The sequence below is a fragment of the Xanthomonas sp. NCPPB 3200 genome, from assembly GCF_056393585.1.
This window is the reverse complement of sequence record NZ_CM150785.1, coordinates 2583703-2596400: the sequence shown is the minus strand read 5'-3', so window position 1 is coordinate 2596400 and position 12698 is coordinate 2583703. Positions and strand designations below refer to the sequence as shown.

General features: G+C 64.5%; 12 protein-coding genes. 6 read left to right on the top strand and 6 right to left on the bottom strand.

Annotation, left to right across the window (positions count from 1 at the left end):
• Nucleotides 1–202 precede the first annotated feature (202 nt).
• The 4 genes from AC06DU_RS11320 to AC06DU_RS11305 all read right to left on the bottom strand — a co-directional run bounded on the left by AC06DU_RS11320 (nt 203) and on the right by AC06DU_RS11305 (nt 4841).
• Nucleotides 203–823, bottom strand: coding sequence for a DUF8082 domain-containing protein (locus AC06DU_RS11320; protein ID WP_478202451.1), 621 nt, complete (start codon nt 821–823; stop codon nt 203–205).
• 44 nt (nt 824–867) lie between these two features.
• Nucleotides 868–1995, bottom strand: coding sequence for a Cache 3/Cache 2 fusion domain-containing protein (locus tag AC06DU_RS11315; protein ID WP_478202450.1), 1128 nt, complete (start codon nt 1993–1995; stop codon nt 868–870).
• A gap of 345 nt (nt 1996–2340) precedes the next feature.
• Nucleotides 2341–3165, bottom strand: coding sequence for an alpha/beta fold hydrolase (locus AC06DU_RS11310; protein WP_435012084.1), 825 nt, complete (start codon nt 3163–3165; stop codon nt 2341–2343).
• A gap of 329 nt (nt 3166–3494) precedes the next feature.
• On the bottom strand, nt 3495–4841 hold the full coding sequence (locus AC06DU_RS11305) for an Nramp family divalent metal transporter (RefSeq protein ID WP_478202449.1): 1347 nt from the start codon (nt 4839–4841) through the stop codon (nt 3495–3497).
• Nucleotides 4842–4985: 144 nt separating this feature from the next.
• Here AC06DU_RS11305 and mntR point away from each other — a divergent pair, with 144 nt between their 5' ends.
• The 3 genes from mntR to orn all read left to right on the top strand — a co-directional run bounded on the left by mntR (nt 4986) and on the right by orn (nt 6620).
• Nucleotides 4986–5453, top strand: a complete 468-nt coding sequence (gene mntR, locus AC06DU_RS11300) for a manganese-binding transcriptional regulator MntR (protein WP_024939187.1) — start codon at nt 4986–4988, stop codon at nt 5451–5453.
• 2 nt (nt 5454–5455) lie between these two features.
• Complete coding sequence (tadA, locus tag AC06DU_RS11295) at nt 5456–5965, top strand: tRNA adenosine(34) deaminase TadA (protein WP_102256631.1); 510 nt, start codon at nt 5456–5458, stop codon at nt 5963–5965.
• Nucleotides 5966–6035: 70 nt separating this feature from the next.
• On the top strand, nt 6036–6620 hold the full coding sequence (orn, locus tag AC06DU_RS11290; RefSeq protein ID WP_024939185.1) for an oligoribonuclease: 585 nt from the start codon (nt 6036–6038) through the stop codon (nt 6618–6620).
• Nucleotides 6621–6816: 196 nt separating this feature from the next.
• Here orn and AC06DU_RS11285 read toward each other — a convergent pair whose 3' ends face one another.
• Complete coding sequence (locus tag AC06DU_RS11285; RefSeq protein ID WP_016905101.1) at nt 6817–7782, bottom strand: mechanosensitive ion channel family protein; 966 nt, start codon at nt 7780–7782, stop codon at nt 6817–6819.
• Complete coding sequence (ppsA, locus tag AC06DU_RS11280; protein ID WP_039511911.1) at nt 7782–10160, bottom strand: phosphoenolpyruvate synthase; 2379 nt, start codon at nt 10158–10160, stop codon at nt 7782–7784. Before ppsA ends, AC06DU_RS11285 begins: the two co-directional genes overlap by 1 nt.
• 142 nt (nt 10161–10302) lie before the next feature.
• Here ppsA and ppsR point away from each other — a divergent pair, with 142 nt between their 5' ends.
• From ppsR to AC06DU_RS11265, 3 genes are all read left to right on the top strand, one after another.
• Nucleotides 10303–11124, top strand: a complete 822-nt coding sequence (ppsR, locus tag AC06DU_RS11275; RefSeq protein ID WP_024939184.1) for a posphoenolpyruvate synthetase regulatory kinase/phosphorylase PpsR — start codon at nt 10303–10305, stop codon at nt 11122–11124.
• 197 nt (nt 11125–11321) lie between these two features.
• Nucleotides 11322–11831 carry a DUF1249 domain-containing protein gene (locus tag AC06DU_RS11270; protein ID WP_016904415.1) on the top strand — a complete coding sequence of 170 codons (510 nt, stop codon included), beginning with the start codon at nt 11322–11324 and terminating at the stop codon, nt 11829–11831.
• A gap of 64 nt (nt 11832–11895) precedes the next feature.
• Nucleotides 11896–12384: an NUDIX hydrolase gene (locus tag AC06DU_RS11265; protein WP_065031556.1), complete on the top strand. Its 489-nt coding sequence runs from the start codon at nt 11896–11898 to the stop codon at nt 12382–12384.
• Nucleotides 12385–12698 lie beyond the last annotated feature (314 nt).

Genomic DNA, 12698 nt, shown 5'->3' with positions numbered 1-12698 from the left:
ATTCGATTGAATAGACTGCTTCTTTACATTTCGGTGAATCGGGTGTGTAAGCGGTAGCATTTATCTAGCTAATCACATTCTGAGTGATGTGTGTTTGAGCTAGACTAAGACAGGCCCGGAGGCGTCGCACACGCCCAAATGGATCTAATAAACAAGTTGCGCATTGCGCGGCTTATTGCAGGCGCTGCGTTGAACGCTGGCGTCAGCGCAGCTTGGCCAGCGCTACGCGCGCATCTGCCATGAACTTCTGCGTTTCCTGCGGCGTGGAGAGGTTGGCGCCCAGCTGATTGAGCACCTGCTCGATGTCGCTCGATGCGTCCCAGGCTTCGTCGCAGAGCATGCCGGCGATCGGGCCGAGATAATTCAGCGCGACTTTTTCCAGTGCATCACGGATGCGCTCGTCAGGTGCGGAGCCAGCGCCTGCAGGTGCTGCGTTCGGTGCGGCGAGCGGCGTTGCTGCGGCCTGTGCCTGGGCCGCTCCAACCGCCGCACGCGGTGGTGCCGGCGCACCACCCAGATCCTGTTCGAAGCCGCCCATCAACCACTGGCGCGAGTCGTCGCTCAGCAGCGAGGGCTTGCCCATGCCGGCGCCGGGGTCGGCCTGGAAACGGGCCTTGGCCGCATTGACCATGGTGAGGCGTTGCACCGCCTCGTCGTTGCGCAGCATGCGGAACACCACTTCCTCGATCTGCCCGGCATTGAGGCGGATGATGCAGGAGTGATTCTCCTCGGTGACGATGAACAGAAAGCCGGACGCCTTCTTCAGTGCCAGCGCCTTGAGCTCGCGCAGGACCTCGATCAGCGGACGGAATTCAGTGGACATGGCGTCTTCCTTGCATCATCTGGTACGGAATGGGTGCGCGCAGCTCAGCGTTTGCTGAGCCGCTCCATGGCCAGCCGGACGCTGTTGGACAGGCGGGAGATGGCGCGCGCCAGGGTACCAATTTCATCCTTGAGGTTGACCTCGTCGATGGTGTGGTTCCACTTGCCCAGGCTCAGCTCTTCGGCCACGGTGGTCAGGTGCTGGATCGGGCGCAACACGCGGCTCCAGATCAACGCCCACTGCAGCCCGAGCAACAGCGCACACACCAGCAGGCCGATGCCGGCGATCCACAGCGACTGGCGCACGATCACGCCATTGACGTCGCTCTTGGGATAAGCCGAAACCAGGGTGAAGCCCCAATCGGGCACTTCCTGCTTGGTGACGACCCAGTCGTTGGGCGTTTCCTTGACGATCCGCTCGATGGTGGCGGTGTCGGTGGTGGCACCGGTGGTGGACTGGAAGCGCAGCTTGTTCTTGCTGTCGAACACGGCGATGAAGCCGGAGTCGAGCACGCGACGGCTGCTGACCACGTTTTCCAGCGCCTGGGTGTCGGCCTTGTAGCCGACGTACCAGGCACCGATCACGCGCTTGTCGTTGCTGGCGAAGATCGGCTCGTAGCCGGTGACGTACGGATTGCCGAGGATGTCGACCACGCCGTAGAAGCTTTCGCCGTTGCGCAGCTTGGCGGCGGCCTGGCCGTTGGGATCGAGCACGGTGCCGATGGCGCGGCTGCCGTCGTCCTTCTTGACGTTGGTGGAGATGCGCACGAAATCATCGCCGGTGCGCGAGAACAGCGTGGCGGTGCCTTCGTGGATGGCGGTGACCTCGTCGAGCATGTCGAAGACGTTGGCCTGCGCCTTCTGGCCCAGCAGCAGGTCGTTGGCGCTGCGCTCGCCCACGCGCACTTCGTTGCCGACGCTGGCGGCGCCGTGTGCGTTGGCTTCCTTGCGCAGCTGGCGCATGGAGGAATTGACGCGATCGAGCATCATCGCGCGGGTGACCGAGAACAGGGTCTGCAAGGACACCGACTGGCGCTCGATCGCGTCGCCGGTCTCGAACTTGACCCGGTTCGCTTCGGTAATGGCCAGGATGACCGTCAGTGCCACCACCACGACCAGCACCAAGGCCAGCACCGGCAACAGCAGGCGCACCCGCAAAGAGTGACGAAGCATCGCAATTCCCCTGAACGCGTTTAGTGATTGGATCGAACGCCGTCGCAGCCCCCCGGCAGCGGTCGGACCTAGCCGTTATCGGCTGTTGCGCATGATGCTGAAGCGGCCCCCACGCCGCTGGCGGTGCATACGATAGCTCAAGCCGATCGTTTTGGAAGCGCGGCGGTTACGCCAAGTGGCGTGGCGTTCAAGAACGGTCGAGAACGTCACAGGCTTGCGGCGGGACGGGCGTGGCCGACGAACGGCGCGATGGCCTTTGCGCGCCTGGAAGCCGGCGGCGCGAAGGAGAAGCGCATAGAAAAGCCGACTCTCGCGAGCCGGCTTGGTATCCCGGATCGAACCGGATCAGGCTTTGGCGAAGGCCAACAGGTCCTGGTTGAACTGATCGGCGTGGGTGACGGGCAGGCCATGCGGGGCGCCTGGGTAGATCTTCAGTTCGGCGTTCTGGATGATCTTGGCCGACAGCTTGCCCGATGCATCGATTGGCACGATCTGGTCGTCGTCGCCATGCACCACCAATGCCGGCACATCGATCTTCTCCAGATCCGGGGTGTAGTCCACTTCGGAGAACTGCTTGATGCAGTCGTACTGGCCCTTGTGGCCGCCCAGCATGCCCTGCAGCCAGAACGCATCGCGCATGCCCTGGGTGACCTTGTGGCCGTCGCGGTTGGCGCCGAAGAACGCCGTGGTCAACTCCTGATAGAACTGCGAACGGTCCTTGGCCACACCTTCGCGGATGCCGTCGAACACGCTGATCGGCAGTCCACCGGGATTGGTCGGGCTCTTGACCATCTGCGGCGGCACTGCGCCAACCAGCACCACCTTGGCCACGCGCTTGCTGCCATGGCGGCCGATGTAATGCGCCACTTCGCCACCGCCGGTGGAATGGCCGACCAGGATCGCGTCCTGCAGATCCAGCTGCTCGATCACTGCCGCCAGATCGTCGGCGTAGGTGTCCATGTCGTTGCCGTCCCAGGTCTGCGACGAGCGGCCATGACTGCGACGGTCATGCGCGATCACGCGGAAGCCGTGTTGGCCCATGAACAGCATCTGCGCGTCCCAGGCATCAGCGCTGAGCGGCCAGCCGTGCGAGAACACCACCGGCTGGCCGTTGCCCCAGTCCTTGTAAAAAATGTTGGCGCCGTCGGGGCGGGTGACGAAATTGGACATCGGGTTGACTCCGTTATTGGTCGGTGGGGCGGTGTGGTGGGATGAGCGCGTAGCGCCGGGACAGCACTGGCCAAGCTCGGCAGCGCTAACGCTGCCAGAGCGGCCGTTGCAGAGATGAGAAAGCTGCGTCGACCGAGCGCGTCTCGAACGGAGATATGGGCGCTGCCGCGGGCGAGGGCATGCAATGCGGACGTCGTGATCACGGGCCTGGCGTGATGCGGTCGGTAGCGCATGCGTTGAACTGGTCGTTGCACACGGGACGCGCAAGGCGCCGCCAACGCATCAGCCTCGACCGCAAGCTGACGGCTGCGACAGATCGCCGAGGCGGATCACTGCAGTGCGGTATCCCACAGCAGCTTCAGGTTCAAGCCGACGATCACCGCCGCAATGACCCAGGCAATGCGCACCAGCCACGGCGGTGCCGCCAGCGCGCCCATCAACTCATGATCCGACACGAAGCGCACCAGCGGGATCACCGCAAACGGCAGCTGCATCGACAGCACCACCTGGCTGAGCACCAATAGCCGCGCGGTACCGGCCTCGCCATACAACCAGGTCACGATCACCACCGGCACGATGGCGATGCCACGCGTCAGCAGGCGCCGCAGCCACGGCGGCAAGCGCAGTTGCAGGAAGCCTTCCATCACGATCTGCCCGGCCAGCGTGGCGGTGACGGTGGAATTGACGCCGGAGGCCAGCAGCGCCACTGCGAATAGCGTCGAGGCCAGGCCCACGCCCAGCATCGGCGCGAGCAGGGCGTGAGCCTGTTCGATTTCCTGCACATCGGTGCGGCCCTGCGCATGGAACACCGCCGCCGCCAGGATCAGGATCGAGGCGTTGATGAACAGCGCGAACATCAACGCCACGGTGCTGTCGGTCACCGCCCAGCGCAGCGCCGACTTGCGGCCCGCATCGGTGCGCGGATACGCACGTGTCTGCACGATCGACGAATGCAGGTACAGGTTATGCGGCATCACCGTCGCACCGATGATGCCGATCGCCAGATACAGCGCGCGCGGGTCGGTGACCACCTGCGCACGCGGAATGAAGCCGCCCAGCACGGCGGCGATCGGTGGTGCCGCCAGCGCGATCTGGACGCCGAAGCAGACGAAGATGATCAACAGCAGCGCGATCACGAACGCTTCCAGCGCACGGAAACCGCGGTTCATCAGCAACAGCACCAGCACCACGTCCACCGCAGTGATGATGGCGCCCACGGTCAGCGGAATGCCGAACAACAGCTTCAACGCGATGGCGGTGCCGATTACCTCGGCCAGATCGCAGGCGATGATCGCCAGTTCGCAGATGCCCCACAGCGCCAGGTTCACTCCGCGCGGGTAACGCGCCCGGCAGGCCTGCGCCAGGTCCAGCCCGGTCGCGATGCCCAGCCGCGCCGACAGGCTCTGCAGCACGATCGCCATCAGGTTGGACAGCAGGATCACCGACAGCAGCAGATAGCCGAACTGCGAGCCGCCGGCCAGGTCGGTGGCCCAGTTGCCCGGGTCCATGTACCCGACCGACACCATGTAGCCCGGGCCCAGGAACGCCAGCAGCCGGAACCACCAGTGGCCGCCCTTGGGTACGGCGATGCTGGCGTGGTGATCGCCCAGCCCGCCATTGGCCGCGGCAGGCAGGGGGAGGGGCGAGGCTGGCTGAGGACGGAGATCGACGGACATGCGGAGCAGGCAGGCTGGGAGTCACACCGATGATATAGCAAGGGCTATGCTATTGAGCATTGGCAATTTAAATCGTAATGATCGGCTACGTGCTTCAAACTACGCATCCCGGCACTGGCGCCGGACGTGATGACGGGGATGAGGGTGGGCAAGAGCGAAAAGCTGGAAGCAGCCGCGCCGGCGCTGATCGACGCGCAGGTGCATATGGAAAGCTTCCGTCAGGTGCGCGAAGCGCGCCGCGCCGAGCTGGTCGAGGACTATGTGGAGCTGATCTCCGATCTGCTGGTCGACGGTGGCGAAGCGCGTCAGGTCGATATCGCCGCGCGCCTGGGCGTGGCGCAGCCGACCGTGGCCAAGATGCTCAAGCGCCTGGTGCGCGACGGCTGGGTGGTGCAGCGCCCGTACCGCGGGGTGTTCCTGACCCCGGCCGGCGAGGCGCTGGCGGCGTCCAGCCGGCAGCGCCATCAGATCGTCGAACGTTTCCTGCTCGCCCTGGGCATCGACGAGGCCACCGCGCGCCGCGACGCCGAAGGCATCGAGCACCATGTCAGCGAAGCCACCGTGGCCGCGTTCGCCGCCTTCCTGGATCGCCAGGGCGGCAGCGCCGCGTGAGCATGCCGGTGGAAACGTCGGTAGACGCGGCGCAGACGCTGATCGACCAACAGTGGATGCAACGCGCCCTGCAACTGGCCGAGCGTGCCGAACGCGACTTTGACGAGATCCCGGTCGGCGCGCTGCTGATCGATGCCGGGGGCACCGTGCTGGGCGAGGGCTGGAACTTCAATATCGCCAGCCACGATCCCAGCGCGCATGCCGAGATCATGGCCCTGCGCGAAGGCGGCCGCCGCCTGGCCAACCACCGGCTGATCGGCTGCACGCTGTATGTCACGTTGGAGCCGTGCGCGATGTGCGCGATGGCGATGATCCACGCGCGCATCGCGCGGGTGGTATTCGCCGCCAGCGACCCCAAGACCGGCGCCTGCGGCAGCGTGTTCGATCTGCCCGCCGACCCGCGCCATAACCACCGCGTGCAGGTCAGCGGTGGCGTGCTGGCCGCCGAGGCCGGCCTGCGCCTGACCAATTACTTCAGGGCCAAGCGCGGCAAGCCGCCCCTCGCGCCCTGAGCGGCGCGGCCGCGGTATGATGCGCGCCCTTCAGCATCCGGCCGGCGACGGCCCTCCACAGGACGGCGATATGGCAGACACCCTTGCAGGCAACGACCGACTGATCTGGATCGATCTGGAAATGACCGGCCTGGATACCGATCGCGATTCCATCATCGAGATCGCCACCATCGTGACCGATGCGCAGTTGAACGTGCTTGCCGAAGGGCCGGAGCTGGCCATCGCCCACCCGCTGGCGACGCTGGAAGCCATGGACGAGTGGAACCGCAATCAGCACCGCCGTTCGGGGCTGTGGCAGCGCGTGCTCGACAGCCAGGTCACCCATGCCCAGGCCGAGGCGCAGACGGTGGCCTTCCTGAGTGAATGGATCCGCGCCGGCGCCTCGCCGATGTGCGGCAATTCGATCTGCCAGGACCGGCGCTTCCTGCACCGCCAGATGTCGCGCCTGGAGCGCTACTTCCACTACCGCAACCTGGACGTGTCCACCATCAAGGAGCTGGCACGGCGTTGGGCGCCGACGGTGGCCAATGGCTTTGCCAAGAGCTCGGCCCACACCGCGTTGAGCGATGTGCGCGATTCGATCGACGAGCTACGCCACTACCGCCAGTTCATGGGCGCGCTGGGCGGCGATTCCCAGGCCGACGTGCCGGCCTGAGCGCTGGCGACGGCGGCGTTGCGTGCTGTTGGCGTGTTGATTGACGGCGCCCAGTTGCGGATCACGCGCAGGTGTATGTCCGGTAACGTTTGCTGCCGGTCAGGCAGGCAAAAAGCCACATAGTTGCAACGCATCCAATAAAAAGGCCGCATCGTTCGATGCGGCCTTTTGCTTTTCCATCAAGCGATTCAATGCATCAGCGCGCCAGCGGCGGACCCTTGCTCAGGTCGCCGTCGTCGGCGATGCCTTTTAGCAGCAGGTCGGAGATCGGCTTGCCGTCGGCATCGTGGTGATACACGTGCAGGTCGCGCTGCGGATACGGGATGTTGAGCCCGTTTTCCAGCAACTGGTTGCGGATCTGTTCCAGCGTGGTGCTCTTGGCCGCGCCGAAATTGCCGTTGGTCGCATACGCGAACAACATCAGATCCACCGTGCTTTCGCCCAGATTGGTGACCTGCACGAACGGTGCCGGCGACTCCAGGAGGTTCGGATTGTCCTTGGCGATCTGCAGCAACAGCTGCTGGGCTTTCTTCAGATCGTCGCCGTAGCCCACGCCCACGGTCACTTCCAGGCGCCGGTTGGGCAGGGTGCTGTAGTTGACGATCGGCGAGGTGGTGATGGTGCTGTTGGGCAGGGTGATCATGCGCTCGTCGAACGAGCGGATCCGGGTCTGGAAGATCCGGATCTCGTCGACGATGCCTTCCTGGCCGGCAATCACCACATGGTCGCCATCGCGCATCGGCCGCAGCACGATCAGCATCACGCCTGCAGCGATATTGGACAGCGAGTCCTTCAACGCCAGACCGACCGCCAGGCCGGCCGCACCCAGCACCGCGATCAGCGAGGTCGGCGGCACGCCGATCTTGCTCAGCGCGCTCACGAACACCAGCACCAGCAGCAACGCATACAACACGTTGCGCAGGAAGTTGGTCAGCGTGATCTCGATGCGCGCGCGGGTCAGCGCACGGTGCAGCCACTGGCTGAGCTGCTTGGCCAGCCACATGCCGACCACCACGATCAGCAGGGCCAGCCCCCAGTTGAGCGCATATTGCGCCCACGGGATATTGGCCCAGTTGAACGCCGGCTCCGCCGTCTTGGCCGCCACCGGCCTTGCGGCGACTGCTCCCGCAGCCGCCGCCAACACCGCACCCAACATACCCATCAGCTCTCGCTCTTCAACTTGGCCAGACGCAGCCAGGTGTCGACCACGGTGTCAGGATTCAGCGATACCGACTCGATCCCTTCCTGCATCAGCCACTCGGCCAGTTCCGGGTGATCGGACGGCCCCTGGCCGCAGATGCCCACGTACTTGCCCTTGGCGCGCGCCGACTTGATCGCCATCGACAGCAGCTTCTTGACCGCCGGGTTCCGCTCGTCGAACAGGTGCGCCACGATCGACGAGTCGCGGTCCAGGCCCAGGGTCAGCTGGGTCAGGTCGTTGGAGCCGATCGAGAAACCGTCGAAGATCTCCAGGAACTCGTCGGCCAGCAACGCGTTGGACGGCAGCTCGCACATCATGATGATCTTCAGGCCGTTCTCGCCCTGCTTGAGCCCGTTCTGCTCCAGCACCTCGATCACCTTGCGGCCTTCTTCCAGCGTGCGCACGAACGGGATCATTACCCAGAGGTTGTCCAGGCCCATCTCGTTGCGCACCTTCAGCACCGCCTTGCACTCCAGCGAGAAGGCCTTGGTGAAGGACGGATCGACGTAGCGGCTGGCGCCACGGAAGCCGATCATCGGGTTCTCTTCATGCGGTTCGTAACGCGAGCCGCCGATCAGGTTGGCATACTCGTTGGACTTGAAGTCCGACAGGCGCACGATCACCGTGTTCGGTGCCACCGAGGCGGTCAGCGTTGCGATGCCCTCGGCCAGGCGATTGACGTAGAAGCTCACCGGATCGCCGTAACCGGCGGTCTTGGCGTCGATCTTCTTGCGGACGTCAGCGTCCTGCTTGTCGTATTCCAGCAGCGCGTTGGGATGGATGCCGATGTGCGCGGCAATGATCATTTCCAGACGCGCCAGGCCGATGCCGGCGTTGGGCAACTGGCCGAAGTCGAACGCGCGCTCCGGGTTGGCCACGTTCATCATGATCTTGAGCGGGGCAGGCGGCATGTTGCCCAGGTCGGTGGTGGTGCGCTCGAACGGCAGCAGGCCGTCGTAGATGAAGCCGGTGTCGCCTTCTGCACAGCTCACCGTCACTTCCTGACCGTCGCTGATCACATCGGTAGCGTTGCCTGAGCCGACCACGGCCGGCACGCCGAGTTCGCGCGCGATGATCGCCGCATGGCAGGTGCGGCCGCCGCGGTTGGTGACGATGGCCGATGCACGCTTCATCACCGGCTCCCAATCGGGATCGGTCATGTCGGCGATCAAGACGTCGCCGGCCTGCACGCGATTCATGTCGTCCAGCGAGCGCACCACGCGTGCCACGCCGCTGCCGATCTTGGCGCCCACCGCACGGCCTTCTACCAGGATCTTGGCGTCCTTGGCTTCCAGCGAGAAACGCTCGATCTGGGTAGCGTGGCTTCGCGACTTCACGGTTTCCGGACGCGCCTGCACGATGAACAGCTTGCCGCTGACACCGTCCTTGGCCCACTCGATGTCCATCGGGCGGCCGTAATGCTTTTCGATCACCAGCGCCTGCTTGGAAAGCTCCTGCACGTCTTCATCGCTGATCGAGAAGGTGCTGCGCAGTTCCACCGGCGTGTCTTCGGTGCGCACGCGTTCGCCGGGCACATCCGAGTAGACCATGCGGATCGCCTTGCTGCCGAGCGAGCGGCGCAGGATCGCCGGCTTGCCTGCGGTCAGCGTGGGCTTGTAGACGTAGAACTCGTCCGGGTTGACCGCGCCTTGCACGACCATCTCGCCCAGACCGAAGCTGGAGGTGACGAACACCACGTCGCGGAAGCCCGATTCGGTGTCCAGCGTGAACAGCACGCCGGCCGCACCGACGCCCGAGCGCACCATCAACTGCACGCCGGCCGACAGGAACACGTCTTCGTGCTTGAAGCCATGATGCACGCGGTAGGCGATTGCGCGATCGTTGTAGAGGCTGGCGAACACTTCCTTGACCTTGTGCACGACATCGTCGGCACCGGTCACGTTGAGGAAGGTCTCTTGCTGGCCGGCGAACGAGGCATCGGGCAGATCTTCGGCAGTGGCCGACGAACGCACCGCCACGGCCACTTCGCCACCGCCGTTTTCCGCACACAGCTGTGCGTACGCGGTGCGGATATCGCGGTCCAGTTCCGGCTGCAGCGGAGCATCGATCACCCAGCCGCGGATTTCCTTGCCGGCAACGGTGAGGGCAGCCACGTCTTCGACATCCAGCGTCGCCAGCTTGTCGAAGATGCGCTTGGACAGATCGTTATGCGCGATGAAGTCCTTGAAAGCCTCGGCAGTGGTCGCATATCCACCGGGAACCGAAACGCCAAGCCCGGCCAGGTTGCCGATCATCTCGCCGAGCGAGGAATTCTTACCACCTACGCGGGCCAGATCGGCCAGGCGTAGCTCATGCAACCACAGGATATTCTCGTTCAAGCGCGATGCTCCGTATGGCCATCGCCCGAGCGGGCTGGATGGCCGCGTCCGTAGGAAGAAGCCGCTATGATGCAGTGCACAGCGGAATCTGCACAAGCATGAACCCGTAAGTTTTGGACACCAGTTCAAAGAGGTGGTCTTGATGTCAACAATTCGACCGGTGTTCTACGTCTCCGATGGAACCGGTATCACCGCTGAAACGATTGGGCATAGCCTGCTCACGCAGTTCAGTGGATTCAACTTCGTCACCGACCGCATGTCGTTCATTGATGATGCAGAAAAAGCGCGCGATGCGGCGCTGCGGGTGCGCGCGGCAGGTGAGCGGTACCAGGTGCGCCCGGTGGTGGTCAATTCCTGCGTCGATCCCCAGCTGAGCATGATCCTGGCCGAAAGCGGCGCCTTGATGCTGGACGTGTTCGCGCCCTTCATCGAGCCGCTGGAACGCGAACTCAATGCGCCGCGGCATTCGCGCGTGGGCCGTGCGCACGGCATGGTGGACTTCGAGACCTATCACCGCCGCATCAACGCGATGAACTTCGCGCTGAGCCACGATGACGGTATCGCACTCAATTACGACGAGGCCGACGTGATCCTGGTGGCGGTGTCGCGCGCGGGCAAGACGCCGACCTGCATCTACCTGGCATTGCATTACGGCATCCGTGCCGCCAACTACCCGTTGACCGAGGAAGATCTGGAAAACGAGCGCCTGCCTCCGCGCCTGCGCAATTACCGCAGCAAGTTGTTCGGCCTGACCATCGACCCGGAGCGGTTGCAGCAGATCCGCCAGGAGCGGCGCGCCAATTCACGCTACAGCGCGGCAGAGACCTGCCGGCGCGAGGTGGCCACCGCCGAGCGCATGTTCCAGATGGAGCGCATTCCGACCTTGAGCACCACCAATACCTCGATCGAGGAAATTTCCAGCAAGGTGTTGTCCACGCTGGGGCTGCAGCGCGAGATGTTTTGAGGCGGGAATTGGTTGGCGGGATTGGGGATTGGGCCGCGCGTAGCGTATTCACGATCCGGAGCTGCCGTGACGTGTCACGGTCGGTCGGCGAGCGTCAAGCAAATCAAGCGGGCGGGGCAGGGCTCCGCCAAGGTAGGCCTGCCGGTGGCCGGTCGTCAATGCTGCCCGTGCGGCAGCGCAGCGTGTAGGATCGGTTCATGGCGCAAGCACTGAGTAAACTCGAACGCATCCCCAAGTTGAGCCGGTTCGGCTGGCTGATGGGCTTGTACGCAGAAAACTTCCAGCATCTGACCCGGCTGTTCGCACCGGCCGACCTCGCTCCCGGCTCCTATGTCTCGTCGATCGGCGATGGGCTGGACCTGCGTCTGGACGTGATCGAGTGCCACCGCTACACGGTCGAGCTGCGGCTGACCTACGACCTGTGCGATCCCGTCACCGGCGAGCCTGACCCGTCGGCCTACGTGCGCCTGTACCGCGATGCGCGCCAGGCCGAGACCACCCATTGCTACGTCGGCCGTCGCTGGCAGGACGTGATGGGCATGTTCCCGCCGCCGGCCGAGCTGATCAGCCACCGCATGCGGATGAATACGTTCCTGGGCAAGTGGCTGGACTATCTGGCCGAGCGCGGCCATGGCGTGGCTACCTTGCGTCTGGATACCGACTACGTTGCGCCACCGCGCCCGGGCTCGCAGGCTGCGGTCGGCTGAGGCTGCGCCACGCCGCTTGCACAGCATCGGTCATACTGATGCGCTCGATTCCAGCTCGCCCGCCATGCCCTATACCCCCATCGTCGCCACGCTCGGCTACCTGTTGTCGCCCGACGGCACACAGGTGTTGATGATCCATCGCAATGCCCGCCCCGGCGATCAGCACCTGGGCAAATACAACGGGCTCGGTGGCAAGGTGGAGCCGGACGAGGACGTACTGGCCGGCATGCGCCGCGAGATCCGCGAAGAGGCCGGCGTGGAGTGCGGCGACATGCAGCTGCGCGGCACCATCAGCTGGCCGGGCTTTGGCAAGCAGGGCGAGGACTGGCTGGGCTTCGTGTTCCTGATCCGCAGCTTCGAAGGCGAGCCGCAGGCCTCCAACCCGGAAGGCACGCTGGAATGGGTGGCGATCGACCGCATGGACCAGGTGCCCATGTGGGAAGGCGACCGCAATTTCCTGCCACTGGTCTTCGATGGCGACCCGCGTCCGTTTCACGGCGTGATGCCGTATCGCGACGGGCGCATGCAGTCGTGGACGTATTCGCGCATCTGAGCGGGATTGAGGAAGTGCGCAGCCGCCCAGGCGAGCGCGGCTGTTACTGCTGGCTGGCGCGGTCAACGCAGTGCCGAAGTTAAGCGTCCGCCGTCCTTAATGGACTTCGATCTGCTGGCGCCAATGCGCACGCGATTGACCTGGCGAGCGCAACCGCAAGCCGGCGCTGCTTGCTGTGGCGACCTGCCGCCCGCATTCGCCTCCACGCACTTCTCCACACCGGTTGTGGATGAAGTCTGCGCAAGTCTGTGGACAACTGCGCGCGCGCCTTGCGGCGCAAGGCGGCCACGGAAGCTGGTGAAAATTTCGCCAGC

What these genes read in the sequence shown, in the direction of transcription:
- AC06DU_RS11320 (WP_478202451.1), bottom strand. Translation starts at nt 823, where the DNA reads ATGTCCACTGAATTCCGTCCGCTGATCGAGGTCCTGCGCGAGCTCAAG.
- AC06DU_RS11315 (WP_478202450.1), bottom strand. Translation starts at nt 1,995, where the DNA reads ATGCTTCGTCACTCTTTGCGGGTGCGCCTGCTGTTGCCGGTGCTGGCC.
- AC06DU_RS11310 (WP_435012084.1), bottom strand. Translation starts at nt 3,165, where the DNA reads ATGTCCAATTTCGTCACCCGCCCCGACGGCGCCAACATTTTTTACAAG.
- AC06DU_RS11305 (WP_478202449.1), bottom strand. Translation starts at nt 4,841, where the DNA reads ATGTCCGTCGATCTCCGTCCTCAGCCAGCCTCGCCCCTCCCCCTGCCT.
- tadA (WP_102256631.1), top strand. Translation starts at nt 5,456, where the DNA reads ATGCCGGTGGAAACGTCGGTAGACGCGGCGCAGACGCTGATCGACCAA.
- orn (WP_024939185.1), top strand. Translation starts at nt 6,036, where the DNA reads ATGGCAGACACCCTTGCAGGCAACGACCGACTGATCTGGATCGATCTG.
- AC06DU_RS11285 (WP_016905101.1), bottom strand. Translation starts at nt 7,782, where the DNA reads ATGGGTATGTTGGGTGCGGTGTTGGCGGCGGCTGCGGGAGCAGTCGCC.
- ppsR (WP_024939184.1), top strand. Translation starts at nt 10,303, where the DNA reads ATGTCAACAATTCGACCGGTGTTCTACGTCTCCGATGGAACCGGTATC.
- AC06DU_RS11270 (WP_016904415.1), top strand. Translation starts at nt 11,322, where the DNA reads ATGGCGCAAGCACTGAGTAAACTCGAACGCATCCCCAAGTTGAGCCGG.
- AC06DU_RS11265 (WP_065031556.1), top strand. Translation starts at nt 11,896, where the DNA reads ATGCCCTATACCCCCATCGTCGCCACGCTCGGCTACCTGTTGTCGCCC.